Source organism: Vibrio artabrorum (genome assembly GCF_024347295.1).
Taxonomy (GTDB): domain Bacteria; phylum Pseudomonadota; class Gammaproteobacteria; order Enterobacterales; family Vibrionaceae; genus Vibrio; species Vibrio artabrorum.
Genome location: NZ_AP025458.1, coordinates 2,992,590 through 3,019,265 on the forward strand (window position 1 = coordinate 2,992,590; position 26,676 = coordinate 3,019,265).

Annotated in this window: 22 protein-coding genes, 1 tRNA gene and 1 rRNA gene; 10 read left to right on the forward strand and 14 right to left on the reverse strand. The window is 45.9% G+C overall.

All coding sequences use genetic code 11. The annotated features are described in order from the left end of the window. Positions 1-261: 261 nt before the first annotated feature. The 8 genes from OCU36_RS13565 to trxA all read right to left on the reverse strand — a co-directional run bounded on the left by OCU36_RS13565 (position 262) and on the right by trxA (position 8,344). Positions 262-337 (reverse strand) — tRNA-Ala (locus OCU36_RS13565). 67 nt (positions 338-404) lie between these two features. Then, a 16S ribosomal RNA gene (locus OCU36_RS13570) occupies positions 405-1,959 on the reverse strand. A gap of 552 nt (positions 1,960-2,511) precedes the next feature. Further along, entirely contained in the window at positions 2,512-3,225 is a 714-nt protein-coding gene (gene fre, locus OCU36_RS13575; RefSeq protein ID WP_261838410.1) for an NAD(P)H-flavin reductase, read from the reverse strand. A 20-nt stretch (positions 3,226-3,245) separates the two neighbouring features. After that, complete coding sequence (locus OCU36_RS13580) at positions 3,246-3,515, reverse strand: 2Fe-2S iron-sulfur cluster-binding protein (protein WP_261838411.1); 270 nt, start codon at positions 3,513-3,515, stop codon at positions 3,246-3,248. Further along, a complete protein-coding gene (ubiD, locus tag OCU36_RS13585; protein WP_261838412.1) occupies positions 3,512-5,353 on the reverse strand; it encodes a 4-hydroxy-3-polyprenylbenzoate decarboxylase in 1,842 nt (613 codons plus the stop codon). Before ubiD ends, OCU36_RS13580 begins: the two co-directional genes overlap by 4 nt. A gap of 98 nt (positions 5,354-5,451) precedes the next feature. Next, the gene (locus tag OCU36_RS13590; RefSeq protein ID WP_261838413.1) at positions 5,452-6,447 is read right to left on the reverse strand and encodes a hypothetical protein; all 996 of its coding nucleotides are present in this window, start codon (positions 6,445-6,447) and stop codon (positions 5,452-5,454) included. A gap of 111 nt (positions 6,448-6,558) precedes the next feature. Continuing rightward, positions 6,559-7,818, reverse strand: a complete 1,260-nt coding sequence (gene rho / locus OCU36_RS13595) for a transcription termination factor Rho (RefSeq protein WP_029222011.1) — start codon at positions 7,816-7,818, stop codon at positions 6,559-6,561. A gap of 199 nt (positions 7,819-8,017) precedes the next feature. After that, a complete protein-coding gene (gene trxA, locus OCU36_RS13600) occupies positions 8,018-8,344 on the reverse strand; it encodes a thioredoxin TrxA (RefSeq protein ID WP_010440700.1) in 327 nt (108 codons plus the stop codon). Between the two features lie 111 nt (positions 8,345-8,455). On the opposite strand from trxA, the gene rhlB reads away from it, so the two are divergent. Together rhlB and gppA are read left to right on the forward strand one after the other, a co-directional pair. Beyond that, the gene (gene rhlB, locus OCU36_RS13605) at positions 8,456-9,766 is read left to right on the forward strand and encodes an ATP-dependent RNA helicase RhlB (RefSeq protein WP_261838414.1); all 1,311 of its coding nucleotides are present in this window, start codon (positions 8,456-8,458) and stop codon (positions 9,764-9,766) included. 6 nt (positions 9,767-9,772) lie between these two features. Beyond that, on the forward strand, positions 9,773-11,266 hold the full coding sequence (gppA, locus tag OCU36_RS13610; RefSeq protein ID WP_261838415.1) for a guanosine-5'-triphosphate,3'-diphosphate diphosphatase: 1,494 nt from the start codon (positions 9,773-9,775) through the stop codon (positions 11,264-11,266). 109 nt (positions 11,267-11,375) lie between these two features. Here gppA and OCU36_RS13615 read toward each other — a convergent pair whose 3' ends face one another. From OCU36_RS13615 to recQ, 3 genes are all read right to left on the reverse strand, one after another. After that, entirely contained in the window at positions 11,376-12,047 is a 672-nt protein-coding gene (locus OCU36_RS13615; protein WP_261838416.1) for a 7-cyano-7-deazaguanine/7-aminomethyl-7-deazaguanine transporter, read from the reverse strand. A gap of 260 nt (positions 12,048-12,307) precedes the next feature. Further along, complete coding sequence (locus OCU36_RS13620) at positions 12,308-12,619, reverse strand: DUF3630 family protein (RefSeq protein WP_261838417.1); 312 nt, start codon at positions 12,617-12,619, stop codon at positions 12,308-12,310. Positions 12,620-12,695: 76 nt separating this feature from the next. Next, positions 12,696-14,534 carry an ATP-dependent DNA helicase RecQ gene (gene recQ / locus OCU36_RS13625; protein ID WP_261838418.1) on the reverse strand — a complete coding sequence of 613 codons (1,839 nt, stop codon included), beginning with the start codon at positions 14,532-14,534 and terminating at the stop codon, positions 12,696-12,698. 180 nt (positions 14,535-14,714) lie between these two features. On the opposite strand from recQ, the gene rarD reads away from it, so the two are divergent. Further along, positions 14,715-15,623, forward strand: coding sequence for an EamA family transporter RarD (rarD, locus tag OCU36_RS13630; protein WP_261838419.1), 909 nt, complete (start codon positions 14,715-14,717; stop codon positions 15,621-15,623). Between the two features lie 172 nt (positions 15,624-15,795). After that, entirely contained in the window at positions 15,796-16,458 is a 663-nt protein-coding gene (locus OCU36_RS13635; protein WP_261838420.1) for a LysE family translocator, read from the forward strand. A 732-nt stretch (positions 16,459-17,190) separates the two neighbouring features. On the opposite strand, the gene uvrD is transcribed toward OCU36_RS13635, so the two are convergent. Next, on the reverse strand, positions 17,191-19,365 hold the full coding sequence (gene uvrD / locus OCU36_RS13640; RefSeq protein ID WP_261838421.1) for a DNA helicase II: 2,175 nt from the start codon (positions 19,363-19,365) through the stop codon (positions 17,191-17,193). A 263-nt stretch (positions 19,366-19,628) separates the two neighbouring features. On the opposite strand from uvrD, the gene OCU36_RS13645 reads away from it, so the two are divergent. From OCU36_RS13645 to OCU36_RS13660, 4 genes are all read left to right on the forward strand, one after another. Next, positions 19,629-19,889 carry a BufA1 family periplasmic bufferin-type metallophore gene (locus tag OCU36_RS13645; RefSeq protein ID WP_261838422.1) on the forward strand — a complete coding sequence of 87 codons (261 nt, stop codon included), beginning with the start codon at positions 19,629-19,631 and terminating at the stop codon, positions 19,887-19,889. A gap of 64 nt (positions 19,890-19,953) precedes the next feature. Beyond that, a complete protein-coding gene (bufB, locus tag OCU36_RS13650; RefSeq protein ID WP_261838423.1) occupies positions 19,954-20,814 on the forward strand; it encodes an MNIO family bufferin maturase in 861 nt (286 codons plus the stop codon). Further along, entirely contained in the window at positions 20,811-21,578 is a 768-nt protein-coding gene (locus tag OCU36_RS13655) for an HvfC/BufC N-terminal domain-containing protein (RefSeq protein WP_261838424.1), read from the forward strand. Before bufB ends, OCU36_RS13655 begins: the two co-directional genes overlap by 4 nt. A 1-nt stretch (position 21,579) precedes the next feature. Then, the gene (locus tag OCU36_RS13660) at positions 21,580-22,038 is read left to right on the forward strand and encodes a DoxX family protein (RefSeq protein ID WP_261838425.1); all 459 of its coding nucleotides are present in this window, start codon (positions 21,580-21,582) and stop codon (positions 22,036-22,038) included. 85 nt (positions 22,039-22,123) lie between these two features. On the opposite strand, the gene tsrA is transcribed toward OCU36_RS13660, so the two are convergent. Continuing rightward, on the reverse strand, positions 22,124-22,405 hold the full coding sequence (gene tsrA / locus OCU36_RS13665) for an H-NS-like global regulator TsrA (RefSeq protein WP_009848181.1): 282 nt from the start codon (positions 22,403-22,405) through the stop codon (positions 22,124-22,126). Between the two features lie 102 nt (positions 22,406-22,507). After that, positions 22,508-23,707, reverse strand: a complete 1,200-nt coding sequence (locus OCU36_RS13670; protein WP_261838426.1) for a multidrug effflux MFS transporter — start codon at positions 23,705-23,707, stop codon at positions 22,508-22,510. A 101-nt stretch (positions 23,708-23,808) separates the two neighbouring features. Between OCU36_RS13670 and OCU36_RS13675 the strand changes: the two genes are divergently transcribed. Together OCU36_RS13675 and OCU36_RS13680 are read left to right on the forward strand one after the other, a co-directional pair. After that, the gene (locus OCU36_RS13675) at positions 23,809-24,750 is read left to right on the forward strand and encodes a LysR family transcriptional regulator (protein ID WP_261838427.1); all 942 of its coding nucleotides are present in this window, start codon (positions 23,809-23,811) and stop codon (positions 24,748-24,750) included. Between the two features lie 120 nt (positions 24,751-24,870). Continuing rightward, on the forward strand, positions 24,871-26,661 hold the full coding sequence (locus OCU36_RS13680) for an aminopeptidase P family protein (RefSeq protein ID WP_261838428.1): 1,791 nt from the start codon (positions 24,871-24,873) through the stop codon (positions 26,659-26,661). The last annotated feature ends 15 nt before the right edge of the window (positions 26,662-26,676 follow it).

The following is a 26,676-nucleotide window of genomic DNA, read 5'->3' on the forward strand; positions in this document are numbered from 1 at the left end:
CAAGGTTTTTGGTTGTCATTAAGAAGGGTTAATTCTCAATGACTGTTTGCCGGACTCAATTGTGATTCAAACAAGTTTGAATCGAATACAAGACACTTGAATGTGTTTGTTGTGTCTATCTAATGAAAGATAAACATTGAGAACTTTTAAATTTGATTGAATTACTCGCAAGTAATCAATCAGTCAGCTTTCCAAATTGTTAAAGAGCTTGATTTCTTTCGAAACCATTTTTAAAGATTCTTAGGGAAAAACCCTTAAAGATGGTGGAGCTATGCGGGATCGAACCGCAGACCTCCTGCGTGCAAGGCAGGCGCTCTCCCAGCTGAGCTATAGCCCCAATATCATCTCTTAACTTTTCTAAACCTAATCAATCTGTGTGGACACTCATCGTAAGTATCTTCGTATAAGGAGGTGATCCAGCCCCAGGTTCCCCTAGGGCTACCTTGTTACGACTTCACCCCAGTCATGAACCACAAAGTGGTGAGCGTCCTCCCCGAAAGGTTAAACTACCCACTTCTTTTGCAGCCCACTCCCATGGTGTGACGGGCGGTGTGTACAAGGCCCGGGAACGTATTCACCGTGACATTCTGATTCACGATTACTAGCGATTCCGACTTCATGGAGTCGAGTTGCAGACTCCAATCCGGACTACGACGCACTTTTTGGGATTCGCTCACTATCGCTAGCTTGCTGCCCTCTGTATGCGCCATTGTAGCACGTGTGTAGCCCTACTCGTAAGGGCCATGATGACTTGACGTCGTCCCCACCTTCCTCCGGTTTATCACCGGCAGTCTCCCTGGAGTTCCCGACATTACTCGCTGGCAAACAAGGATAAGGGTTGCGCTCGTTGCGGGACTTAACCCAACATTTCACAACACGAGCTGACGACAGCCATGCAGCACCTGTCTCAGAGCTCCCGAAGGCACGCCTGTGTCTCCACTGGCTTCTCTGGATGTCAAGAGTAGGTAAGGTTCTTCGCGTTGCATCGAATTAAACCACATGCTCCACCGCTTGTGCGGGCCCCCGTCAATTCATTTGAGTTTTAATCTTGCGACCGTACTCCCCAGGCGGTCTACTTAACGCGTTAGCTCCGAAAGCCACGGCTCAAGGCCACAACCTCCAAGTAGACATCGTTTACGGCGTGGACTACCAGGGTATCTAATCCTGTTTGCTCCCCACGCTTTCGCATCTGAGTGTCAGTATCTGTCCAGGGGGCCGCCTTCGCCACTGGTATTCCTTCAGATCTCTACGCATTTCACCGCTACACCTGAAATTCTACCCCCCTCTACAGTACTCTAGTTCACCAGTTTCAAATGCAGTTCCGAGGTTGAGCCCCGGGCTTTCACATCTGACTTAATGAACCACCTGCATGCGCTTTACGCCCAGTAATTCCGATTAACGCTCGCACCCTCCGTATTACCGCGGCTGCTGGCACGGAGTTAGCCGGTGCTTCTTCTGTTGCTAACGTCAAGAGATAGCGCTATTAACACTACCCCCTTCCTCACAACTGAAAGTACTTTACAACCCGAAGGCCTTCTTCATACACGCGGCATGGCTGCATCAGGCTTGCGCCCATTGTGCAATATTCCCCACTGCTGCCTCCCGTAGGAGTCTGGACCGTGTCTCAGTTCCAGTGTGGCTGATCATCCTCTCAGACCAGCTAGGGATCGTCGCCTTGGTGAGCCATTACCTCACCAACTAGCTAATCCCACCTAGGCATATCTTGACGCGAGAGGCCCGAAGGTCCCCCTCTTTGGCCCGTAGGCATTATGCGGTATTAGCCATCGTTTCCAATGGTTATCCCCCACATCAAGGCAATTTCCTAGGCATTACTCACCCGTCCGCCGCTCGACGCCCATTAACGCACCCGAAGGATTGTTAGTGTCGTTTCCGCTCGACTTGCATGTGTTAGGCCTGCCGCCAGCGTTCAATCTGAGCCATGATCAAACTCTTCAATTTAAGATTTTGTCGACTCAACGAATACTGACTTCAAAACTACAAAAAGTAATTCTAAAGCTATTATCATTCCAACAGAATGATAATGAATTGACTGTGCCAAGACTAAGTAAACTTAATCTCGATTGGTCACTCAGTTCATTGAAATCAAGTTTGATTCCGAAGAATCTGTTTTATCTAACGATAAAACGTTTTGATATTCATCAACGAGTGCCCACACAGATTGATAGGTTTAAATTGTTAAAGAGCTTCACTTGTTGAGCGTTCCTTTTATCTAAGGCACCTCTCGAAGTGGACGGTCATTCTAGCGAATTAACATTCAGTGTCAAACACTTTTTTGAAAATTAATTTTTGTCGCCTTCCGTCTTACTGATTCTCGCTGAAGCCTTGTGGCGTCTGCTGTCTCAGTGGGGTCGCATTATAAGCCCCCCTCTCAGCTTAGCAACCACTTTTTCATCAAAAATGAATAAATAAGGCTTAAATGCCTAATAGTTCACCTAAATGGAAAAAAGAGAACATTTTTGCTCTCTTTTTGTTCTAAATCCAAAAGTATTGTTAGATAAATGCGTAAGCGTCTGCATACATATGATCACGCTTTGCTTGTTTATTCTGAATAAATAAATCTCTTGCAGCACCCGCCATTTCAAAACGTCCTGCAATATAGATATCAAAATCAGCCAATGATTCGAAGCTTCGATTGATCGCTTCAAGCACATTGCCCGTTTGACCATGCCAAACTTCAGGCGCTATTTCTACTACTGGTACAAAATGAACATTGCTGTGTTTTGCTGCAATGTCGACAAGTTCTTCTTTGGCATACAGCTGGCACTCGTCTTTTGCCCCCCAATACAGATGAATCTCTTTTTTACTGTTTTGTGCGATGCAATGATCCAGAATAGATCGCACGTAACTAAAGCCTGTACCACCAGCGATCAGTAGTAGAGGACGCTCGCTCTCTTCTTTAACCCATGCATCACCATGAGGTGCATCTATAGCAATATTGCCACCTTCTGCCTGTGCTTTTTTCATTGCCTCAACCACCTCTGAAGCATAAGCATTATGCTCAGCTGCACCGATGTGTAACTCAAGCTCGCCTTGATGGCGGCAAGGGCTACTTGCAATAGAAAACGGACGTTTATCTTTGTCACCCATTTCAACCATCAAGTATTGACCAGCTTTAAAAGCCACCGGTGTTTCAGGGTGAAGTAGAATTTGGTAAGTGTTACAAGCCAGCGGCTCGATAGACTTCACTTTACATTTAATCGTCATGTTCTTCCTCTCACTAACCCTTAATCGGCAAAGGTTAGAACTAAATTACTTTCTGCAAATGCTTGGCAAGCAAAAATCCAACCTTGAAGCTGCTCTTTCTCTGTGAGCATGGGTTCAAGGTGATAACTCACTTGGCCTTCTAATATTTTGCACATACACATAGCGCATGCACCAACTTGGCAACGGTTTGGAAAGTGGATATCGCTGTTGAGCGCAGCATCCAAAACCGTTTGCCCTTTTTCTACTGTAAAGCTTATTTTTTCTGGATATAACACGATTTTGTAGGTCATGAAATTCCCAGTTGTTCCCAGATGCCATCAATTTTTTTGACGAGCTCAGGATCTTTTGTAATTGGTACGCCCCACTCACGAAGACGTTCGCCTTCCCACTTATTCGTCGCATCTAGACCCATCTTGGAGTATCCAGTGTCGTTGTGTAGAAATAACGTATCTCTTGCCGGATCCATTCTTGTCGTCACAGCCCAAATGATATCATTCCAGTCACTCACGTTAACGTCACCATCACAGACGATGACAAACTTGTTCTCATCAAACTGAGACCAAACCGCTTCCATGATTTTTTTACCATTACCTGCCGCTTGTTTATCAATAGAGACGATAACCATACTGGCATTGTCATTTTGCAGATGAATATCGATGATTTCAGAACAACGCTTAACTAATTCAGCCAAAGCACCTTCTAGATGTTCGCTCTTAACTGGGGCTGCTTCTACATCTGATGACAACGCTAACTCTGCCTCCCACTTCTTAGTGATATCTAAGCCCATCTTAGAACCAAGACCGACGACTGGAGAAGCAAAATCTAGAGAATCGATCGGTGTGTTCTCTATCATCAGGCTATCGCGTGTCGGATCCATATATTTACACATCGCTGCGGTTACTTGAGACCAATCTCGAGCGTTAACGTCCTGATCGCATACCAAAACAAATTTTGTGTACATGAATTGACGTAAGAAAGACCAAACCCCCATCATCACTCGTTTGGCGTGACCAGGATATTGCTTCTTCATGGTGACGACTGCCATTCGGTACGAACAACCTTCCGGTGGGAGATAGAAGTCTTCGATTTCTGGAAATTGTTTTTGAAGGATAGGAACAAACACTTCATTTAACGCCACACCTAATACCGCTGGCTCATCCGGCGGGCGGCCAGTGTAGGTACTGTGATAGATAGGGTTCTCGCGCATGGTGACATGAGTAATAGTGAACACGTGGTGTTTTTCTTTCTCGTTGTAGTAACCAGTATGATCGCCATAAGGCCCTTCATCTGCGAATTCATTCGGATCGATGTAACCTTCCATCACGATTTCGGCACTTGCAGGAACTTCTAAGTCATTACTGACTGACTTGACGACTTCTGTTTTACTACCACGTAATAGACCGGCAAACGCATATTCCGATAAGGTATCTGGCACAGGCGTAACCGCACCTAAAATGGTGGCAGGGTCTGCACCAAACGCGACAGAGACTGGAAACGGTTGACCCGGGTGAGTTTCCATCCAGTCACGCAGATCAAGGGCTCCACCACGATGGGCTAACCAGCGCATGATGATTTTATTCTTACCGATCTTTTGTTGACGATAGATACCTAAGTTTTGGCGTTTTTTGTTCGGACCACGAGTCACTGTTAACCCCCATGTTAACAAGGGAGCGACATCGTCACTCCAACAACTCATCACCGGAATTTTATCTAAATCGACGTCATCACCTTGCCAAACCACTTTCTGGCACGCCGCTTTACGAAGGCGTTTAACTGGCATGTTTAAGACCTGCTTAAACACTGGCAGTTTATCAAGAGCGTCTTTAAAGCCTTTTGGTGGCTCTGGCTCTTTTAGGTAGGCAAGCAACTTACCCACCTCTCGTAACTCTTTAACCTCTTGACGCCCCATACCTATGGCTACGCGATCAGGCGTACCAAATAGGTTGGTCAAAACAGGCATGTCATAGCCTACCGGATTTTCAAATAAAAGAGCGGGGCCACCAGCACGCAGAGTTCGGTCGCTAATCTCGGTCATTTCATAGTCAGGATCGACGGGGTGAGAAATGCGTTTCAACTGACCAATACTTTCAAGATGGTCGATAAAATCACGTAAATCTTTAAAACTCATAAGGCTTCTACATGCTGATTATTCTGCACTCAGTATATCAAAAAGGGGAACGTTGAGGTCCCCCTTTTTAGTGTGGTTATTAAGAGATAACATCCACTTTACGGTAATGCTTGCTTGATTAAAGAACTCTTCACTTGAGGGTTATCATTGACAAGATCCTGCAACCATCGCGTATGACCTTGTTTGGCCAATTCACGGGCGACTAATGGCGCTTCATCAGCAATTGCCATCCTAGAGACAAGGAACTGTTTTACCTCTTCAGACAGCGGCTTAACCTTGGCAAGCAAAGTAATGGCTTCATCCTTCAAACGAGGATTCTTAGTCGCAGCCATGACTTGCTCAAGTGCAAAGACTTGTTGGGTTTCAGCAAGGCGCACTAATTCAGCTTGGCTGTAATAATCGGCCTTCATACGCCATAAAATGTTGTATACCTCAGGATCTTGACTCACTTGAGCTAATCGAACGACAACCTCCGTTGAGGGCAACCAACTCACAATAGAAGACGTTGTGAGTTGTTTCGTTAGGTAATCGACAGCCTCAGGCGACAAACTATCGAGCTCCTTGATTAACAAAGACTCTCGAGTTTGAACTTGGTACTCATTGCCCGACAACCACATCTTCAAATCGAGATCTTGCTTCTCTGCATCGAGCACAAACTGCTGTGTATTTTGATCTTGCCGCCACTGTTTGATGAGTCGATTGGCAATGGAAGGGTAATCGAAGGCGGGTATCGTAAATTCGTAACCATCCCCACGCTCCAACACTTGATAAGTGGGCGTGATAGCAAGTTGCTGCTCAATAAAAAGAGCCATCTTGGAAGTGAGTACGATTTTTTGTTGCTCAAGCTTTTTCAAGAGTTGGTAACGAGTGACCTCTTGTTGAGGAAATGTCAGGCGTTCAAGTGCGAAACGAAGAGAATCCACCTCATCATGTACCACAAGCTCGAATAATTCAGTCGTTTTCAATTTTACTTGATCATTCTCAAGCCAAGACTCTACTGTATGTGGGGACATCTCTGTTGCATAGCTCATACCAACCGATGACATTAACAGTGAAGTAGACAGGAGTAATGATGACAACAGTCCATGTCGCATTTTAACTTCCTTTTAACAATTTTTGTTATTCTGCAAGCTCGCACGGTAAAATGCAAACAAAAAGCGCCACCCGAAGGCAGCGCTTTTTTGATATCCATCAACCGGTCAAAATTACTGTCGACGCATTGCGTCAAAGAATTCATCGTTGGTTTTAGTCATTGCGAGTTTGTCGATAAGGAATTCCATTGCATCTGTTTCACCCATTGGGTGAACAATCTTACGCAGGATCCACATCTTCTGTAGTTCATCGCTTTTGGTAAGCAACTCTTCGCGACGAGTACCAGAGCGGTTGAAATCAATCGCTGGGAATACACGCTTTTCAGCAATCTTACGGTTAAGGTGCAGTTCCATGTTACCTGTCCCTTTAAATTCTTCGTAGATTACTTCATCCATCTTAGAACCAGTATCAACCAGTGCTGTTGCGATGATGGTTAAGCTGCCGCCTTCTTCTACGTTACGCGCTGCACCGAAGAAACGCTTAGGACGATGAAGTGCATTCGCATCAACACCACCAGTCAGCACTTTTCCAGATGAAGGAATCACAGTGTTGTAAGCACGAGCTAGACGAGTAATAGAATCCAATAGGATAACCACGTCTTTTTTGTGCTCAACAAGACGTTTCGCCTTCTCGATAACCATTTCGGCAACTTGTACGTGGCGAGATGCTGGCTCATCGAAAGTCGAAGCAATCACTTCACCTTTTACTAGGCGTTGCATTTCTGTTACTTCTTCTGGGCGCTCATCGATCAGTAGAACCATTAGTTCACACTCAGGATGATTGCGAGCAATGCTTTGGGCAATATTTTGCAGAAGCATTGTCTTACCCGCTTTAGGTGGAGCAACAATCAGACCACGTTGACCTTTACCAATTGGTGAAGCAAGGTCAAGAATTCGAGCTGTGATATCTTCAGTTGCACCATTACCTGCTTCCATCACCATACGTTCGTTGGCATGAAGAGGAGTCAAGTTTTCGAAAAGAATCTTGTTACGAGCGTTGTCTGGCTTGTCGTAGTTAACCGTGTTTACTTTAAGCAGTGCAAAGTAACGCTCGCCATCTTTAGGTGGACGGATTTTACCGCCAATAGAGTCACCCGTGCGAAGGTTAAAACGACGAATCTGGCTTGGTGATACGTAAATATCATCTGGCCCAGCAAGGTACGAGCTATCGCCGCTACGCAGGAAACCAAAACCGTCTTGAAGAATTTCTAGAACACCATCACCAAAGATGTCCTCACCACTTTTTGCATGCGCTTTAAGGATGGAGAAGATAATGTCTTGTTTTCTTAAACGAGCTTGATTTTCAAGACCTAGGCTTTCGCTAAGTTTCACAAGTTCAGACACAGGTCTGTTCTTCAGTTCAGTAAGATTCATAGTGGTGGAAGTTTGTTTAGTCAAAATAGGATCTGTTTTCTTAAGTTAAGAAGGATTTGGTCACAGGCTCGACCAAGAAGAGAATTTGTTCAATTAACGTGCGATAAATTAGCACTAAAACTAAGACTAGTCTATAGCTTAGAAAAAACAAAACCGCGCATTTGTTAACTGCACGGTTTCTTTTCAGTTACTCACCTGATTATAGGTTCGCGTCTAGGAACTCTTTAAGCTGAGTTTTAGACAACGCACCCACTTTAGTCGCAGCTACGCCGCCATCTTTAAAAAGAAGTAGCGTTGGAATACCGCGAATACCAAATTTTGGTGGAGTACCAGCATTTTGGTCGATATTTAATTTACCGATTGTGAGCTTGCCTTCGTACTCGTCTGCGATTTCATCGAGAATTGGCGCAATCATTTTACATGGACCACACCATTCAGCCCAAAAATCAACAAGAACCGGGCCTGCAGCATTGATTACATCGTTATCAAAACCGTCATCAGTTAGCTGCAAAATCTTATCACTCATCTTCCACTCCAATGTGTTTTTTAGAACTGGTTGGATGATAACCAGTAAATAGATGCCCTATTGGAATGTATTTACTTTCGTATTGCAAGCTTAAGCTGATATTCTATAGCAATGAAAAAGACACATATCACAGAGCAAAAGTTCGCCGACTTGGATTTACTTCCTCAAGTCATTGAAGGATTGGAAAAAAAAGGGTTTGATTACTGCACCCCTATCCAAGCCTTGGCGCTCCCGGTACTGCTCACCGGCCAAGACATTGCAGGCCAGGCCCAAACGGGCACTGGTAAAACGCTTGCGTTTCTTACTGCTACTTTTAACCACCTATTAAAAACACCTGAGCATGAAGGGCGTAAGCCTAACCAGCCGCGTGCAATTATTATGGCACCAACGCGTGAGCTAGCGATTCAGATCTTTAACGATGCTGACTCTCTCGTTGCAAGCACGGGTATCAAGGCAGCGCTGGCTTACGGTGGCGAAAGCTACGACAAGCAACAGGGTAAAATTGAAGAAGGTGCAGACATCCTAATCGGGACGACTGGCCGTATCATCGACTTTTACAAGCAGAAGGTGTTTAACCTCAATCATATTCAAGCCGTTGTGCTTGATGAAGCTGACCGTATGTTTGATCTCGGCTTCATAAAAGATATCCGCTTCTTGTTCCGTCGTATGCCAGAACCTAAAGATCGTCTGAACATGTTGTTCTCTGCGACGCTGTCTTACCGCGTACAAGAACTTGCGTTCGAACACATGCACAACCCTGAGCATGTCGTTGTTGAACCTGAGCGCAAGACTGGTCACCGTATTCAAGAAGAACTTTTCTACCCTTCTAACGAACATAAGATGGCGCTTCTACAAACGTTAATCGAAGAAGAATGGCCAGATCGCGCGATCATCTTCGCTAACACCAAGCACAAATGTGAATCCGTTTGGGGCCACCTGGCTGCCGATGGTCACCGTGTTGGTCTGCTAACCGGTGATGTCCCACAGAAGAAGCGTGAAAAGATTCTTGAGCAATTCACTCAAGGCGAAGTTGACCTGCTTGTCGCAACCGATGTTGCCGCTCGTGGCCTGCACATCCCTCAAGTCACTCACGTATTCAACTTTGACCTACCAGACGATTGCGAAGACTACGTTCACCGTATCGGCCGTACAGGTCGTGCTGGCGAAAGCGGCCACTCAATCAGTTTTGCTTGTGAAGATTACGCTATCAACTTGCCACCAATCGAAGAGTACATTGAGCACGCTATCCCGATGTCTGACTACGATGCTTCGGCACTATTAGAAGATCTGCCAGCACCATTGCGCTTACGCACACGTAACCCGCAACAACGCCGCTCAAACAACAATGGCCCACGCAACGGTAACCGTAAACCAAACCCGAATCGTCGCCCACGCCAACCGCGTCATAACAAGGAAGCTTAGTCGCTTATGAGTCAAACAGTGTCGCCCCCGCTTTACGCTGCAATCGACCTCGGATCGAACAGTTTTCATATGCTCGTTGTACGTCATATTGACGGCAGCGTTCAAACCATGGCTAAGATTAAACGCAAAGTGCGTTTAGCCGCTGGCTTAAATGAAAATAATGCGCTTAGCACAGAAGCTATGCAGCGCGGCTGGGACTGTTTGAGTCTCTTTGCAGAGCGACTGCAAGACATTCCAAAAGACAATATCCGCATTGTCGGTACCGCAACTCTACGTACCGCGACCAATGTGGATATATTTCTAGAAAAAGCCAACCAGATACTCGGTTATGACATCAACGTTATTTCGGGCGAAGAAGAAGCGGCGACCATCTACAAAGGCGTAGCCCATACTTCTGGTGGTAGTGGCCGCCGACTGGTTGTCGATATTGGCGGTGCAAGTACCGAGATGATCATTGGTGAGGGCTTCTCAGCCAAAGCATTGACTAGCCTAAAAATGGGTTGTGTTACTTGGCTTGAACGCCACTTTAAAGATCGCCAACTCACCGCAACCAACTTTAATAATGCTATTGAAGCCGCAAAATCAACGTTGGTTCCAATCCTTGAACGCTACACTGATATCGGCTGGGACGTGTGTGTCGGTGCCAGTGGCACAGTTCAAGCTTTGCAAGAAATCATGTTGGCACAAGGTATGGATGAGGTCATTACTCACGCCAAACTGAAACGCCTACAAAAACAAGCGATGGCAGCAGAGCGACTTGAAGAATTAGAAATTGAAGGGTTAACCCTTGAACGTGCTCTCGTATTCCCGAGTGGTCTGTCAATTCTAATTGCTGTCTTTGAGATACTTAAAATAGATTCAATGACTCTCGCGGGCGGTGCACTCCGTGAAGGCCTGGCTTATGAGATGGTAGATGAGTTACGACAAGAAGATATTCGAGCTCGCACTATTGCGAGTGTTCAGTCTCGCTACCAAATAGATACCATTTACGGGGAGCAAGTCGCATCGTTAGCACAATCTCTGTTTGAACAAGCTGGGGCAAGTGCATGGGTATCAGAACCTCAAGCTGGTGTCCTTTTACAAACGGCCGCTAAACTGCACGAGATTGGTTTAACCATCGATTTCAAAAAAGGCGGCGAACACAGCGCGTACTTACTCCAAAACTCAGATTTACCTGGTTTTACACGTGCTCAAAAATACTATCTCGGAGAACTCGTGCGTCGCTACCATGAGCAACTAACGTCATTGCCAGAGCAACACGCTATCTCGGGCACCAGCAGCAAGCGTATTTTACGTATTCTTCGTTTGGCGATTTTGTTGACTCACCGTCGTAACCCCGACCTTGAACCACAAGTGACATTAACGGCACAAGAGGACAAGCTAACATTGAGTCTGTCAGAGCAATGGCTAGCCAGCAACCCACTCACAGCTGCTGAATTGGAAATTGAGTCGAACCGTCAGACAGATATCGGTTGGCCGCTCAACATCGAATGTCTTTGATATTAACTATCTGATACTAGGCATTAAAAAAGCCCAAGTTAGCGTACTAACTTGGGCTTTTTCTTATCGGCATCATATCCATTTGACGTAATGAAGCGCCCCTTAAAGTCTACACATTAACGCCGGTTGCTTTAAAGTCAGGGTTCACAGTCGTCAACTTCTTAACGATGTAGTTCAAAAGCACACCGTACATTGGTACAAACAGACCTAAGCTGATGATAAGTTTGAAGCCGTAATCAACCAACGCAATTTCAGTCCAGTGTTCAGCCATGAATGGATCTGGGCTTTGGTAGAAAGCAATTGCAAAGAACGCGATAGTATCAATGGCATTACCGAATAGCGTTGAACACGTTGGGGCAACCCACCACTGTTTAAGCTGACGCAGACGGTTAAAAACGTGCACATCTAAGATCTGACCGAGTAAATAAGCCATGAAGCTCGTGGCGGCAATACGTGCAACAAATAAGTTGAACTCACCCAGCTGGCTAAACCCTTGGAATGAACCTTCAAAGAACACCACTGATAAGAAATAAGAAACAGCCAGTGCCGGCAACATCACTAAAAAAATGATTTTACGAGCAAGCTGCGCGCCAAAAATGCGTACGGTCAGATCGGTCGCGAGGAAGATAAACGGGAAAGTGAAAGCGCCCCAAGTGGTGTGCATACCGAAGACGGTAAAAGGGATCTGAACCAAATAGTTACTTGATGCAATAATGATCAAGTGGAACAAAACTAGTAGTGCTAAGGCTTTGCGCTGTTGCGCAGGGGTAAAGTTACTCATGCTGTACCTTTTTAGTTTGGTTTGGGGGTGAGGGAACCCAAATCGAGTCATTTCTTCGAATAAACCAAGAAAGCTCTTACCAATAATGTGAATGAAAAAATGTATCTATAAATTGCTCTATTGAGCGGCGGGCGATTATACATTAATCAATATTGGCTGCAACGGTGAGAACAAACGCAAACGTTTATTCTCACTTTTATTGGTGAATAGCGCTAGAAGCTGTGTTTTAAAAGCCAAGTTTTTAGAAGCAATGCTAAACGCTAGAAACCACGTTTAAACAGCGTCGCAAGATAATCAAACTCTTCTCGGCTTTCTTCAGCGTTTAACGACTCAAACCAGATGGATTCACTGTAATGTTCAGACTTTAAGAACATTCGGCAACCTTCAAAATCAATCAACCAAGAATGCATATCGGCGTCCCATTGTTTTTCAACAACTGACGCTGACAGCAATGCCACCAACTTCTCACCTAATACTTCGTAAGAATCAAAATCAAAACTTGGAGACGTAATCAATAAACGTCCTTCTGCCGCCAAATACTCTCTCAAGCCAAATTCAGTTTGTGTTGTCATGCCCCTATCAACCTTATTCTTTTTCTATGAGCTTATTGTTTTATAAGCGATGACTTTTCTGAAAACGATCCTGCAATTAGCCGTGTGTGGTGATGTGGTCTTGAATCAAATCTAAGAATGGATCAGCGTACTTATCGAGTTTACGTTGACCAACACCATTCACTGCCAGCATCTCACCGTATGAGGTAGGCAGTATTTCAGCCATATCAATCAAGGTCGCGTCACTGAATACCACATAAGGCGGTAAACCATCTTCATCAGCGATCGATTTACGCAGCTTGCGCAGTTTCGCAAACAACTTCTTATCGTAGTTCTTACTGCTCAGTTTATCGGACTTAGCACTGCGCACCGCGGTATCTAAACGAGGCACAGCGAGCTCCAAAGACATCTCACCACGCAGCAGCGGTCGGGCTTCTTCTGTTAGCTGTAATGTCGAGTTACGAGTGATGTTTTGAAACAACAAGCCTTTGTGAATCAGCTGTCGGAAGATACTGATCCAGTAATCGTGGCTATGATCGCGGCCAATACCGTAGGTAGACAGCTTATCGTGGCCATTATCGCGCACGCGAATGTTCTGCATACCACGCATCACTTCAACGACGTAACCCATACCAAATGACTGATTCACTCGGTACACACAAGACAACGCCTTTTGCGCTTCTTGGGTGGCATCAAAATGCTTGGGTGGATCGAGGCAGATGTCGCAGTTACCACATGGCTTCTCACGATACTCACCAAAGTAGTTGAGCAGAACCTGACGACGACAGGTTTGCGCTTCAGCAAAGGCACTCATCGCATTCAACTTATGCATCTCAACCTGCTTTTGCGGGCCTTCTTCTTTCTCATCCAGCATACGACGCAGCCACCCCATATCTGCAGGGTCAAACAGCATCATCGCTTCAGCAGGCAAACCATCACGCCCCGCGCGGCCAGTCTCTTGATAATAGGATTCGATATTACGAGGAATATCAAAGTGGACCACAAAACGTACATTGGGTTTGTTGATGCCCATACCGAAGGCCACTGTGGCAACTACGATCTGAATATCATCACGTTGGAAAGCTTCTTGAACGTAAGCACGCTCATCGGTGTCCATTCCAGCGTGATAACCTGCGGCGCGAAGACCGTTATTGCACAGCTTCTCAGTCACCATCTCCACTTTCTTACGGCTGCCACAGTAGATGATGCCACAATTGCCTTTCTGTGTTTCTAGGTAACGAACTACCTGAGACACAGGTTTGTGTTTCTCAACTAGGTTGTAACGAATATTAGGGCGATCGAAGCTGCCTAAGTACGTGTGCGGCTCCACCAACTGCAAACGCGAGATAATATCTTTGCGCGTCGCATCATCTGCGGTTGCTGTTAACGCCATATAAGGAACATGCGGGAAATACTGCTTCAGCTGGCCTAATGATGCGTATTCAGGGCGGAAGTCGTGTCCCCATTGAGAGATACAGTGCGCTTCATCGACCGCAATCATCGAAAGCGACAAACCTTGCAGGCGCTCGATAAAATCACGCATCAATACCCGCTCTGGCGACACATACACCATTTTCAGCTGACCTGAGTTCATGCGATTGAACACATTCAACAATTGGTCGCGTGGCATTGAGGAGTTAATACACTCTGCGGCAACACCATTGGCCTTCAGTTGGTCAACTTGGTCTTTCATCAATGAGATCAGCGGCGAGATCACCAGCGTCAACCCTTCTCGAACCAAAGCTGGTATTTGGTAACACAGAGACTTACCCCCACCCGTTGGCATGATCACTAAGCTGTCTTTGCCTTCAATAGCCAAATCAATGACCTCTTGCTGACCATCGCGAAAGCTTTGATAACCAAAGACATCTTGTAAGATATCTTGCGCATCATTCGCGGGAGTGGGTATGGGCTCAGCAATCAGAGTGGCGGTCATTGTGGTTCCTAATCAAGGTATAAAGTCAGCATGCAGCATTGGCAAGCAAGGCGCACATTGTAGAGGGGAACGCTGGCGAATTAAACCGCAAATTGTTAGGTGAAAAGGGTTATCACTCCTATACTGACCAACTCTTTTTATAAATCTTATTAATAAGCACCCAGTGCTAGAGAAAGTGACATGACACAAGACGAACAACAACGTACACGACAGGGTATTTTACTTGCCGTTGCTGCCTACACTATCTGGGGGATCGCACCCATATATTTCAAATCTTTAAGTGACGTTTCCCCACTTGAGATTCTCAGCCACCGTGTCGTATGGTCTTTTTTCTTACTCGCTTTTCTACTGCACATGAGTCGTGGCTGGCGTAAGGTTCGAGACACCCTCACCTCAAAACCCAAAATGCTCTATTTGGTCGCGACGTCTATTTTGGTGGGTGCTAACTGGCTAATCTTTATCTGGGCAGTCAACTCCAATCACATGCTCGATGCCAGTTTGGGCTATTACATCAACCCGCTGATTAACGTGTTACTCGGGATGCTCTTCCTTGGCGAACGCTTACGCAAGCTTCAATGGTTTGCCGTTAGTCTTGCTGCAATTGGCGTGATCATTCAATTGATCGCGTTTGGCTCTGTGCCAATCGTTGCTATTGCCCTCGCCTTCAGCTTTGGGATCTATGGCCTACTGCGTAAGAAAGTCAGCTTAGAAGCACAAACCGGCTTATTCATTGAGACATTAGTGATGCTGCCCCTCGCGGCAACCTACTTACTGTTTATCGCAGACAGCACAACCTCGAATTTCTCGATGAACCCAATGCAACTCAATCTATTACTGGTTGCAGCCGGTGTGATCACTACGGTTCCATTGCTGTGTTTTACTGGTGCAGCAACCCGATTAAAGCTATCAACACTCGGTTTCTTCCAGTACATTGGCCCAAGCTTGATGTTCTTACTGGCGGTTCTGATTTACGGTGAAGCCTTTACCTCAGACAAAGCGATTACCTTCGCCTTTATTTGGGGAGCGTTGGTGATATTCAGCTTTGATGGTCTGCGTAATAACAATAAGAACAAACGCGCTAAACAGTAAGGTTTTACAAGCCCGCCGGAATACGAAGATGTTGCTTTTCAGCGCCACTTTAGGGGTTACTCCCTCGAAAATTAACCAGATGTTGATCATTTACAATTAGCTGATTTGAAATCACGGTAAGCTGCGGCCATCAACAGCAACCAAACAGAATAACCGAGTTATTGGAACAGATATGAACGAAGTCACCATACTGATCACCCTAGCCTCTATCCACTTCATCGCTTTGATGAGCCCCGGCCCAGACTTTGCGTTAGTCGTGCAAAATGCGACGCGTCACGGCCGCCAAACCGGCTTGTACATCGCGCTTGGTTTATCTTGTGGGATCTTGCTGCACTCACTGCTGAGCCTGACAGGCATCAGTTACCTTGTCCACCAGCAACCAACTCTATTTGCGATCATACAATTGGCTGGGGGCAGCTACTTGTTGTATCTCGGTTTCGGGGCATTAAAAGCAACATGGCAGATCATCCAACATCATGATGATGACTTAGAGGTCGTCAACGCAAAAGACCTGATTCTCACCAACAAACGAGATGCATTTTCTAAAGGGTTTATGACCAACATTCTCAATCCAAAGGCTTTGGTGTTCTTTATCAGCTTGATGTCGAGCTTAGTGCCTGCCGACATGTCTCTGGCGGGTAAAGGCTTTGCGCTCATCATTCTATTTGGTCTATCTCTGTTTTGGTTCTCGCTTCTAGCGTGGATGCTTTCAACCAAAGCGCTGCAGAAAAAACTGCATGAAGCGACCGTTTACATCGATGCTTTGTGTGGTGCCGTTTTTACGATTATCGGTTTGAGCATTCTTTGGCAGTCGCTGTCTGGTTTAATCGCTTAAATTCGACTCATGACGCTTCTATCGAATAACCCTACCTTTTTACTCACAACTTTGTGCGAGATCTCGCACAAGCGAGTGAGTAAATATCGATACTTCACTACAAAATCAAGCACAACCCAACCCTAAGCAATTGAAATAAAATGATATGTACATTTAGCATTCAAATAATTATTTAAAAAACTCGCTTATGCCCCATTGCTGATAAGTAAGGAATCGGTAATATAAATGGTGTCGGAAGGATGCTGACACGGAACAGGAAATACCAAGGACTTGGTTATCTTCAGGACGAAGATTCGATTACTCAGGATGAATAATCGGCATGGATAGCGAAATGGACATTGAACGGACGCAATAGTAACTAGGATGGTTGCTACTAAGGAAAGACAATGGACACCTCTGGATGAGGAAAGGACACCGCTCAAGGAACAAGTGAAGCGCGCTAACGAGGATTGTTGGCAGATCAGGATAAGATCAAGGACACCGCTAGGAAGGCGACGAAAGGAATACGCTGAAGGATAACAGCACACTATCATGGATTTGATGCATGGAGCACACTTAGTAGCCGGATTGCTGCGAGTAAGACTATAGACCCCGATGAGCGCAAGCTCTCGGGGTTTTTCTTTACCTATCTATTTTAGATCATTAAAGAGCAGCGATTAAGCTGCTCTTGGGGTTTGTAAATCGTGGCTTATTTTCAAATACCAAACGCTTTTTACATGCAGAAGTAACAGATTAAAGCTGCTCTAAACGAGCGTAAGCGGTGACTAACCATTTAATGCCTTCACCATTAAACGCGACTTGAACTCGGCTTTGTGGGCCACTTCCCTCGAAATTGATGATGGTGCCTTCACCAAACTTAGGGTGCTTAACGCGAGAACCCAAGCTAAAGCCTGTTTCGTTAAAGTTCTCTTTCACGGCGGTTTGGCTAAAACGCCCACTACTTGCAGGACGACTCACTTGCGCCTTCATGCGTACTTCATCCAGACAGGTCTCTGGCAGTTCACGAATAAAGCGTGATGGTTTGTGGTACTTATCTTGGCCATACAAACGACGCATCTCAGCGTAAGTAATGTAAAGCTTCTCCATCGCGCGAGTCATGCCGACATAACACAGGCGACGCTCTTCCTCTAAACGCCCTGCTTCTTCTGCCGACATCTGGCTTGGGAACATGCCTTCTTCCACGCCGACCATGAATACCATTGGGAACTCTAGGCCTTTGGCACTGTGCAGAGTCATTAACTGTACCGCGTCATCAAACTCATCAGCTTGACCTTCACCCGCTTCTAAAGCCGCATGCGTTAAGAATGCTGTTAGCATACTCATCTCGTCTGCTTCTTCTGGCTTTTCAAACTGACGCGTTGCCGTTACTAATTCTTCCAAGTTCTCAATACGTGCCTTCGACTTCTCGCCCTTCTCTTGCTCGTACATCGCGAACAGACCCGACGATTTAATCACGTGGTCGGTTTGCTCATGAAGCCTCAGTTCTACCGTATCATCTTCAAGTGCATTAATCAGTTCAATAAAGCGGCTCAAAGCACCAGCGGCACGGCCGGGTAACACTTGCTCTTCTAGCAGAGCAATACTGGCCTGCCACATGGTTTCACCACGATCACGCGCTGCAAGGCGAATCGTTTCTAACGTTTTATCGCCCAAGCCACGCGTTGGCGTATTGACGACACGTTCGAACGCTGCATCATTGCTGCGATTACTCATTAAACGCAGGTAGCTCAAGGCATCTCTGATTTCCTGACGTTCGAAGAATCGCATGCCACCATAGATTCGGTAAGGTAGCCCCCCTTGAATCAAAGCTTCTTCAAGAACACGCGATTGGGCGTTATTACGATAAAGCATCGCGGTATCTTCTAGCGCACCGCCTTTCTCTTGCCACTCTTTGATTTTGCTGACCGTGAAACGCGCTTCATCGAGCTCGTTGTAAGCTGAATATACAGAGATTGGCTCGCCATCATTCCCATCGGTCCACAACTCTTTACCCATGCGTTCGGTGTTATTCGAGATAAGCGCGTTCGACGCCTGAAGAATGGTTTTGGTTGAACGGTAGTTTTGTTCGAGTCGAACCGTTGACGCCCCAGGGAATTCATCCAAGAACTTCTGAATATTTTCGATTTTAGCGCCGCGCCAGCCATAGATGGATTGGTCATCATCACCCACGATCATCACGCGACAATCTGGGCCTGCCATCATACGCAGCCAAGCATACTGGATGTTGTTAGTATCTTGGAATTCGTCGACAAGAATATGCTTAAAGCGAGCTTGGTAGTGTTCGCGGATGTGTTTCTTATCGCGTAATAGTTCATGCGATCTCAACAAGATTTCCGCAAAATCGACCAAGCCTGCACGATCACATGCTTCTTGGTAAGCCGAGTAGATCTTTAACCACGTTTGAGTGATTGGATCATGGTAGGCGTCAATGTGACTTGGGCGCAGCCCTTCGTCTTTCTTGCCATTGATCCACCAAGAAGCTTGCTTGGCAGGCCACTGCTTTTCATCAAGATTTTGCGCCTTGATTAAGCGGCGTAACAAACGAATTTGATCATCTGAATCGATAATCTGGAAATCTTCTGGCAGTTTTGCATCTAGGTAGTGAGCACGAAGGATGCGGTGACAGATACCGTGGAAGGTGCCGTTCCACATGCCGGACGAGCTCCCCATCATCAACTCTTCAATACGACCACGCATCTCTGCTGCCGCTTTGTTGGTAAAGGTAACCGACATAATAGAGAACGGTGATGCTTGCTCTACACTTTGCAGCCAAGCGATACGATGCACCAACACTCGCGTTTTACCACTGCCAGCACCTGCCAGAATAAGGAGATTTTCTAAAGGTGCCGCGACCGCCTCACGTTGTTTATCGTTGAGGCCATCGAGTAAAAGCGAAGGATCGATCATTGGATATGCTCACTACTGGGTATTTATACATAAAAGTTGATTATAACCTAAACACTAAGCTGCGTTTAGGGTAATACGAAGAAAAAGCCATCAAAAAATAGCACATTAAAATCATAAACTTAAATACAAGAACCTCATTGGTAATGATGTTTTTCATCATACGATGAAATTATTTCCCGGTTGTTCCTCTCTTTTTTAGTAAGCAAGTTAACAATTCATTAACTTGCGATATAACAATACTATCAAGTCTAGAGGGAATGACGATGAAAAATTCTAATCTTGCTATTACAGCAGCAATCACAAGCGTACTCGCGTTCGGTGGTGCAGTGCTTACATCGGCACCTGCAGCCGCCGCAGAAAAAGAAAAATGCTACGGCGTGGCAAAAGCTGGCCAAAATGATTGTGCAACCAAAACAAGTTCATGTGCGGGTACAGCCAAAGAAGACAACCAATCCGATGCCTTCGTGGTCGTTCCTAAAGGACTGTGTGGCAAGTTATCAGGTGGCAACACTCAATCATCATAATTAAGCTGCTGAGCATGGTGAGCTGACATTCAGCTCACCTCCACTTCTTGTTAGGAGAATCGTTGTGACTCAAACTCTTCACCCCAACGCAGGGGTTGGCCTTAGAACACCGCACTTGGACTTCTTTAGCCAAAATCCAGCCTTAGTAAGTTGGTTAGAAGTTCACAGCGAGAACTACTTCTTCGCTCAATCACCGCAACGCCAACAACTCAGAGAAATTCGGCGCGCACGCAACATCAGTTGTCACGGTGTAGGACTGTCTCTCGGTTCTGTTGAGCGCATCAATCAACATCATCTGATGCAATTAAAAGACCTGATTGATGATATCGACCCCTTCTTGGTTTCTGATCATCTCAGCTGGAGCCAGACTGGCGGGCATTACTTTAATGACTTGTTACCGCTGCCTTATACCGAAGAAGCGCTAGACATCTTTTGTCGCAATGTCATCGAAGTTCAAGACAGCCTGCAACGCCCTATGCTGATTGAGAACCCATCGAGCTACCTTGCCTTCAAACACTCAACCATCCCTGAGTGGGAATTTTTAGCCGAGGTACAGAAGCGTACCGAGTGTCGCCTACTGCTCGATTTCAATAATATTTTTGTCTCATCTTTTAATCATAACTTCAGCTGTGAAGAGTATCTAAGGGGAATACCGGCAGACAAAGTGGAAGAGATTCACTTGGCAGGCTTCACTAAGAAGACACTCGAACAAGGTGAGATCTGGATAGACACCCACAGCAAGCCTGTCTGCGATGAAGTGTGGCAACTGTACACCCAATGGATAGAACAACATGGTTCACGCCATACCTTGATAGAGTGGGATTTAGATATCCCTGAACCACAAATCTTATTGGCTGAGGCTGCCAAAGCCAGTGAGCGCTTGTATCAACAAGACATCATCAATCAAAGGAGTCGCGCCTCATGAGTCACTCCCTAGCAGAAGTTCAATTGGAGTTTGCTAACGCCCTACGCTATCAAAACAATGGTGAGCACTGCGACATAGTGAGCGACCACTTTACCGATGAACAGCGCATCCAAATTTACCGCAATAACTTTGTGATTAGCTTGAGCGAAGTACTCGCGGCAACCTACCCACTCACCGAGATGTTAGTCGGCGAAGAGTGCTTCCAGCAGATGGCTCGTCAGCATATCTTACGTTATCCATCAACCACTGGTGATGTCAGCGGTTACGGAGAACATTTTGCACAAACCATCCAAACCTTTCCTGCGGTTATTGAGGCAGCACCTTATCTTGCTGAAGTGGCTTTGTATGAATGGCAAAAAGACAGCTTGGTGAGGTGTCTTTCAAAATCACATATCGACCAACGTCCTCTTGCTGGTTTAGCTGATGTGCCACCAGAGCAACAAGGCGCTTTAGTCTTTCATCTCAAAGATTCTATAACGCTCATTCATTCGAGCTATACGATTATCGGACTTGAACACGCTATCTATCAGCAACAACTCGATGGATTAGACATTAACCAACCTGAGTATGGGGTGTTAATACGAGCGGAGAATGCTCAGATTGAGAGTCATCACTTGAGTGAAGAATGCCATCAACTACTGCGCGAATTTCAATCAGGCCAAATGCTCGCAGCGATAGATCCTTCATTACTACAACATCTGAATGCTGTCATGGCACTTAACGTCATCTCAGGCTTTTCAATCAATGCCGAATTGGAGACATAATATGGATAACAACACAGTCACGAACATGATGGCTCAATACGACCGTTTGATTGAGAAATCACAGGCACTCTTTGTTCCGGTGCTACTGCTATTTTGTCGCCTATGGGTGGCGTGGGTATTCTTTAATTCTGGCCTCACCAAAATAGCGACTTGGGATAGCACTCTTTACTTGTTTGAGTTGGAATACCACGTGCCACTGCTACCTTGGGAGTTAGCCGCCTACATGGGTACCGCAGCTGAATTGATTCTGCCGGTATTCTTGGTGCTTGGCCTATTAACACGACCTATGGCAGCGCTGCTGTTCGTTTTCAATATCATTGCGGTCGTGTCTTACCCAGTATTATGGGCGCAAGGCTTCTATGATCATCAGTTGTGGGGATTAATGATTCTTATCGTCGTGGTATGGGGCGCTGGGCCATTCTCACTTGATAGAATTTTGAAAGCACAGTTTAGAGGTTAGAACGAAATTCCATTGGTATTATATTGATATACCCCAAAACACAAAAAACCACTCAATTGAGTGGTTTCTTTTTAACTGGGATAAACTACTTATTAAGAAAAGCTTGTAACTCTTCAGCAGAGATACCTTGCTCAGCTAGCTCTTTTGCTAGTAGCTGAACCTGCTCACCCTTACGAGACTCTACCACACGCTGAAATTGGTAAATGATGTCTCGCAAAGTATCGATTGGAACTTGTTTTGCCGCACTGCGAATACGCTCTTCACTTTGGTTGCCTAGCTCTTTCAGCAGTTTACCAAACATGACCTTTTCAGGTGCATCTTCCATTTGTTCTAAGACGCGCGCCATTTCGTAGGTTGTTAATGACATAACAGTATTTTCCGTTGGGGACTAACGTTTCAATGAGTAACAAATATACCATGTTTTAACGTTTCGCAAACCGTCATTTGTATATTTTGTCTCTGTTGAGACTTACGCCTTAGCAAACGTCGCGTGCCACGACTTACCCGCTTTGCTAGTGAGCACTAACAATGCTGGAACAATTAGGAACATTTGCAGCGCAATCATCACTTGAGACGTTAAATCAAAACGTTGCATGGTACCGACTAATAGTCCAGAGCCACTCATTTGAAACAAGCCAAGCAGTGCAGCGGCAGTCCCCGCTCGGTCACCGAAAGGTTCAAGCGCCTTACCTGCCGCCGCACCGAGAATCCAAGCAAAACCCACTGAAGATAAAAAGATTGGCAACATGAATGCTATCGCGCTAGCGTGGTCAGCAAGCACTAACATAATCACGCCCGCTAGCCCCAATGTTGAGATACCAATAACCAGTGCTTTATAAGTGCCAAAACGGTCCATAAATTTTGGAGCAGTGAAAGCGGCAGCAATGTTAATCGCGGCATTCACACCAAACCAGAAAGTAAATTCATTCATGGTCAAACCTAGATTTTCCATCAACACAACCGGGGCCGAGGTTACATAAGCGAGGATGACCGCCATCGCCATCAGACACAAGGTTGCGTGGAAAAGGAATGATGGTGTTTTCAATACTGACCAGTATCGCTCAAGCTTGAACACCGCCACCTTTTCTGTCGTCGGATTAGACTCTCTCATCTGGAAAAACAAAATGATGCCAACCACGACAGCGAAAACAGCCATAAAGCTGAAGTTCGATCGCCAACCAAACTGTTGAGTTAGCCAAGCACCAAGAATCGGTGCTAACGCTGGAATAAAGCAAATTGCACCATTCAGATAACTGATCATGCGACCACTCTTTGCTGGGCCAAATAGATCGCGAACCGTTGCAAAGGCCGCTACAGAAGTCGCACAAGCGCCTAAGCCTTGTAGCAGCCGAGCCATTAGCATCATATCTATCGATTGAGCTGCCCACGCCAAGCAAGCGCTCAATGCATAGATACTAACACCTCCCAATGCAACGGTTCGACGTCCTAACTTATCAGCCAAGGGGCCTGCAAATAGTTGGCCGACACCCATAGCAAATAAAAACCAAGTAATCGTATCTTGTGCTCGAGCATGTTCCACGTGAAACGCTGTCGATATTTGTGGCAGTGCAGGTAAATAGATATCAATAGCCAGAGGACTAAATAGAACCAGCATTGCCAATAAAGCAACCTGCAGTTTACTAGGGGTTGGAAGCGCGTTAGAAGGCACAAGATTATCCGTATGAGTTAATTTAGCGGCATAATACCCAACTAAAGATATGAACAAAAATGGCATATACTCATTAGCATTATTCCAAATAGGAAACTCACATGAATATAGAGAAACTGTCACGCCTCGATTTAAACCTACTCGTTTGCCTACAGGTGCTGATGGAAGAGCTGAGCGTCACACGTACCGCGCATCGATTGTGTTTGAGCCAATCGGCAGTGAGCAAATCACTAGCCAAGCTTCGTGAGCAGTTTAATGATCCCCTTTTCACGCGAAGCGCTCATGGCCTGCGGCCAACACCGAAGGCGGTTTTTCTCAAGCCTCGACTAGAAACCTTGATCAATCAACTCGAAGTGCTCACTCAGCCTGAGACATTCATTCCCAATAACAGCGACCACAGCTTTCACATCGCTGCCGTTGAGAGTGTTTACCCACTGATTCTTCCGCACTTCTTACCAGCAATATTTCGACAAGCACCTAAGGTCAATATCAACACCCACGCGTGGACCGAGCAAACCTTTAAGAAGCTACAGCTTGGCGAGTTAGATATTGGACTGACCGGCAAAGATATCGACATTAACGATGCACGTTTAACCATGCTGCCGCCAGACGACATCTGCGAGCAAGAGATCTATCGCGATGCACAGATGTGTGTGTTAAGACGCAACCACCCCGCTCTGAATGGTAAATGGGATCTAGAAACCTACCTTGCGCAGCGCCATGTACAAGTAAGATGTGATGGTAACGATCGTTGGTTGCTGGATTACAAACTTGCCGACCTTGGTCAGCAACGTGATATCGCAATTTCAGTTCCAGACTTCAATAGTGCGGCAAGCTTGTGCACCTACACCGACTTTGTTTTTACCGCACCCAGTCATTTCACTTACCTTGTCGCCAAGCAGCTGGACTTAGTGGTTGTGCCTTTACCCATGGAGTTTCCACCGATGGCATACACCCTTTTTTGGCATCGTGATAGAGAAAACGATCCAGCCTTATCTTGGCTGCGGGATATCATTAAAGAAAAAACCCTGCATCTTAGATAAAAATGGCGCACAGCATTTGCAGCAAACGAACAAAAGCGCTAGCTTATTGGCCTAAAGTCCCCTCACATCGCTATCTAGTGTGAGTGTTAACAAGGACCCTAACAATAAGGATAAACACCGATGCACAATATTACTGCTGAACGCGTTGCTGCAGTTCGAGCTTGGCTTGAAGTAAGCAACCTAGATGCTGTTATCATTCCACACGAAGACGAATATCTAGGTGAATACGTTCCAGCTCATAACGAGCGACTTCACTGGTTGACAGGTTTCACTGGCTCTGCTGGTGCAGCCGTTATCACTCGAGAGAACGCTGCCATTTTTGTTGATGGTCGCTACACGGTTCAGGTTCGTAAGCAGGTACCAGCAGAGTTATTTGAGTATCGCCACCTTATTGAAGAACCGGCTTTAGATTGGATCATCGATTCCCTAGCACAAGGCAGCAAAGTCGCATTCGACCCACGCATGCACACAGCAGCTTGGTTGAAAGGTGCGCAAACTAAACTGGCAGAGAAAGTTGAACTAATAACACTATCTTCAAATCCAATTGATGAGCTTTGGTCTGATCGCCCAGAGCCAGTAGTCTCTGATGTTCGCTTAATGGCAACAGATGCCGTAGGCCAATCAAGTGAAAGCAAACGCTCTGAGATTGCTGGCTTACTAAAAGCTAAAAGGGCTGATGCCGCTATTCTTACGGAACTCGATTCAATCTGTTGGTTGCTTAACATTCGTGGTTTGGACGTATCTCGCCTACCTGTTGTGTTATCCAACGCGATCATTCACGCCGATGAAAGCATAGACTTCTTCCTAGACCCTGCTCGTATTCCTGCAGGCTTTGAAGCACACGTCGGTAAGGGTATTCGTGTATCTCACCCATCAGAGCTTGAAGCGCGTCTTCAATCTTTAGAAGGTAAAAATGTATCTGTCGATTCAGGTACGAGTAACGCTTGGTACACGCTGGTTCTACAAAATGCTGGTGCTCATGTTATTGAAGCAGCAGACCCATGCCTAATGCCAAAAGCGACCAAGAATGAAACTGAAATTGCCGGCATGAAAGCGTGTCACATTCGTGATGGTGTTGCGATGGCGAAGTTCCTATCTTGGATTGACGCAGAAGTCGCGCAAGGTAACCTGCACAACGAAGCGGTACTAGCAGACAAAGTACAATCATTCCGCGAGCAAGACCCAACGCTGATGGACCTTAGTTTTGATACAATTTCAGCAGCAGGCGGCAACGCAGCAATGTGTCACTACAACCACGAGAACCAACCTGAACCGGGTCAATTAGAATTAAACACTCTGTACTTAGTCGATTCAGGCGGTCAATATTTAGATGGTACAACCGACATCACCCGTACTATCGCGATCGGCCAACCAAGCAACGAAATGATCCAGCAGTTTACTCTCGCACTGAAAGGTCACATCGGCATTGCACGTGCACGTTTCCCACAGGGTACTCGTGGTTTCCAGCTTGATACCCTAGCGCGTCAGCACTTATGGGCAGAAGGTTTCGACTACGACCACGGCACAGGTCACGGTGTTGGCCACTTCCTAAGTGTTCATGAAGGACCACAAAGCATCTCTAAGAAGCTAATCGACGTACCGCTTGTTGAAGGCATGGTGTTATCCAACGAGCCGGGTTACTACCGTGCTGATGAATTTGGTATTCGTATCGAAAACCTAGAGCTCGTGGTTGAGCTGCCAACTCAAGGTGACTTCTCAGTACTAACGTTTGAGTCACTAACACGCTGCCCTATCGATAAGCGCAACATCAACGTTGATCTACTGACACGACCTGAACTTGCATGGTTGAACGATTACCACCAGAAAGTATGGAACGATGTTAGCCCATTAGTTGAAGGTGATACATTGGAATGGTTACGCCAATCAACCACTCCATTGGCTCACGCTTAACGCTTCACTAAGCTG

Bases quoted from the DNA above. Each gene is read 5' to 3' on its own strand.
- OCU36_RS13615 (WP_261838416.1), bottom strand. From the start codon at position 12,047: ATGAGTAACTTTACCCCTGCGCAACAGCGCAAAGCCTTAGCACTACTA.
- fre (WP_261838410.1), bottom strand. From the start codon at position 3,225: ATGACGATTAAATGTAAAGTGAAGTCTATCGAGCCGCTGGCTTGTAAC.
- ubiD (WP_261838412.1), bottom strand. From the start codon at position 5,353: ATGAGTTTTAAAGATTTACGTGATTTTATCGACCATCTTGAAAGTATT.
- OCU36_RS13645 (WP_261838422.1), top strand. From the start codon at position 19,629: ATGAAAAATTCTAATCTTGCTATTACAGCAGCAATCACAAGCGTACTC.
- OCU36_RS13580 (WP_261838411.1), bottom strand. From the start codon at position 3,515: ATGACCTACAAAATCGTGTTATATCCAGAAAAAATAAGCTTTACAGTA.
- uvrD (WP_261838421.1), bottom strand. From the start codon at position 19,365: ATGATCGATCCTTCGCTTTTACTCGATGGCCTCAACGATAAACAACGT.
- OCU36_RS13635 (WP_261838420.1), top strand. From the start codon at position 15,796: ATGAACGAAGTCACCATACTGATCACCCTAGCCTCTATCCACTTCATC.
- rhlB (WP_261838414.1), top strand. From the start codon at position 8,456: ATGAAAAAGACACATATCACAGAGCAAAAGTTCGCCGACTTGGATTTA.
- tsrA (WP_009848181.1), bottom strand. From the start codon at position 22,405: ATGTCATTAACAACCTACGAAATGGCGCGCGTCTTAGAACAAATGGAA.
- OCU36_RS13655 (WP_261838424.1), top strand. From the start codon at position 20,811: ATGAGTCACTCCCTAGCAGAAGTTCAATTGGAGTTTGCTAACGCCCTA.
- rarD (WP_261838419.1), top strand. From the start codon at position 14,715: ATGACACAAGACGAACAACAACGTACACGACAGGGTATTTTACTTGCC.
- OCU36_RS13660 (WP_261838425.1), top strand. From the start codon at position 21,580: ATGGATAACAACACAGTCACGAACATGATGGCTCAATACGACCGTTTG.
- gppA (WP_261838415.1), top strand. From the start codon at position 9,773: ATGAGTCAAACAGTGTCGCCCCCGCTTTACGCTGCAATCGACCTCGGA.
- recQ (WP_261838418.1), bottom strand. From the start codon at position 14,534: ATGACCGCCACTCTGATTGCTGAGCCCATACCCACTCCCGCGAATGAT.
- OCU36_RS13620 (WP_261838417.1), bottom strand. From the start codon at position 12,619: ATGACAACACAAACTGAATTTGGCTTGAGAGAGTATTTGGCGGCAGAA.
- OCU36_RS13675 (WP_261838427.1), top strand. From the start codon at position 23,809: ATGAATATAGAGAAACTGTCACGCCTCGATTTAAACCTACTCGTTTGC.
- trxA (WP_010440700.1), bottom strand. From the start codon at position 8,344: ATGAGTGATAAGATTTTGCAGCTAACTGATGACGGTTTTGATAACGAT.
- OCU36_RS13590 (WP_261838413.1), bottom strand. From the start codon at position 6,447: ATGCGACATGGACTGTTGTCATCATTACTCCTGTCTACTTCACTGTTA.
- OCU36_RS13680 (WP_261838428.1), top strand. From the start codon at position 24,871: ATGCACAATATTACTGCTGAACGCGTTGCTGCAGTTCGAGCTTGGCTT.
- rho (WP_029222011.1), bottom strand. From the start codon at position 7,818: ATGAATCTTACTGAACTGAAGAACAGACCTGTGTCTGAACTTGTGAAA.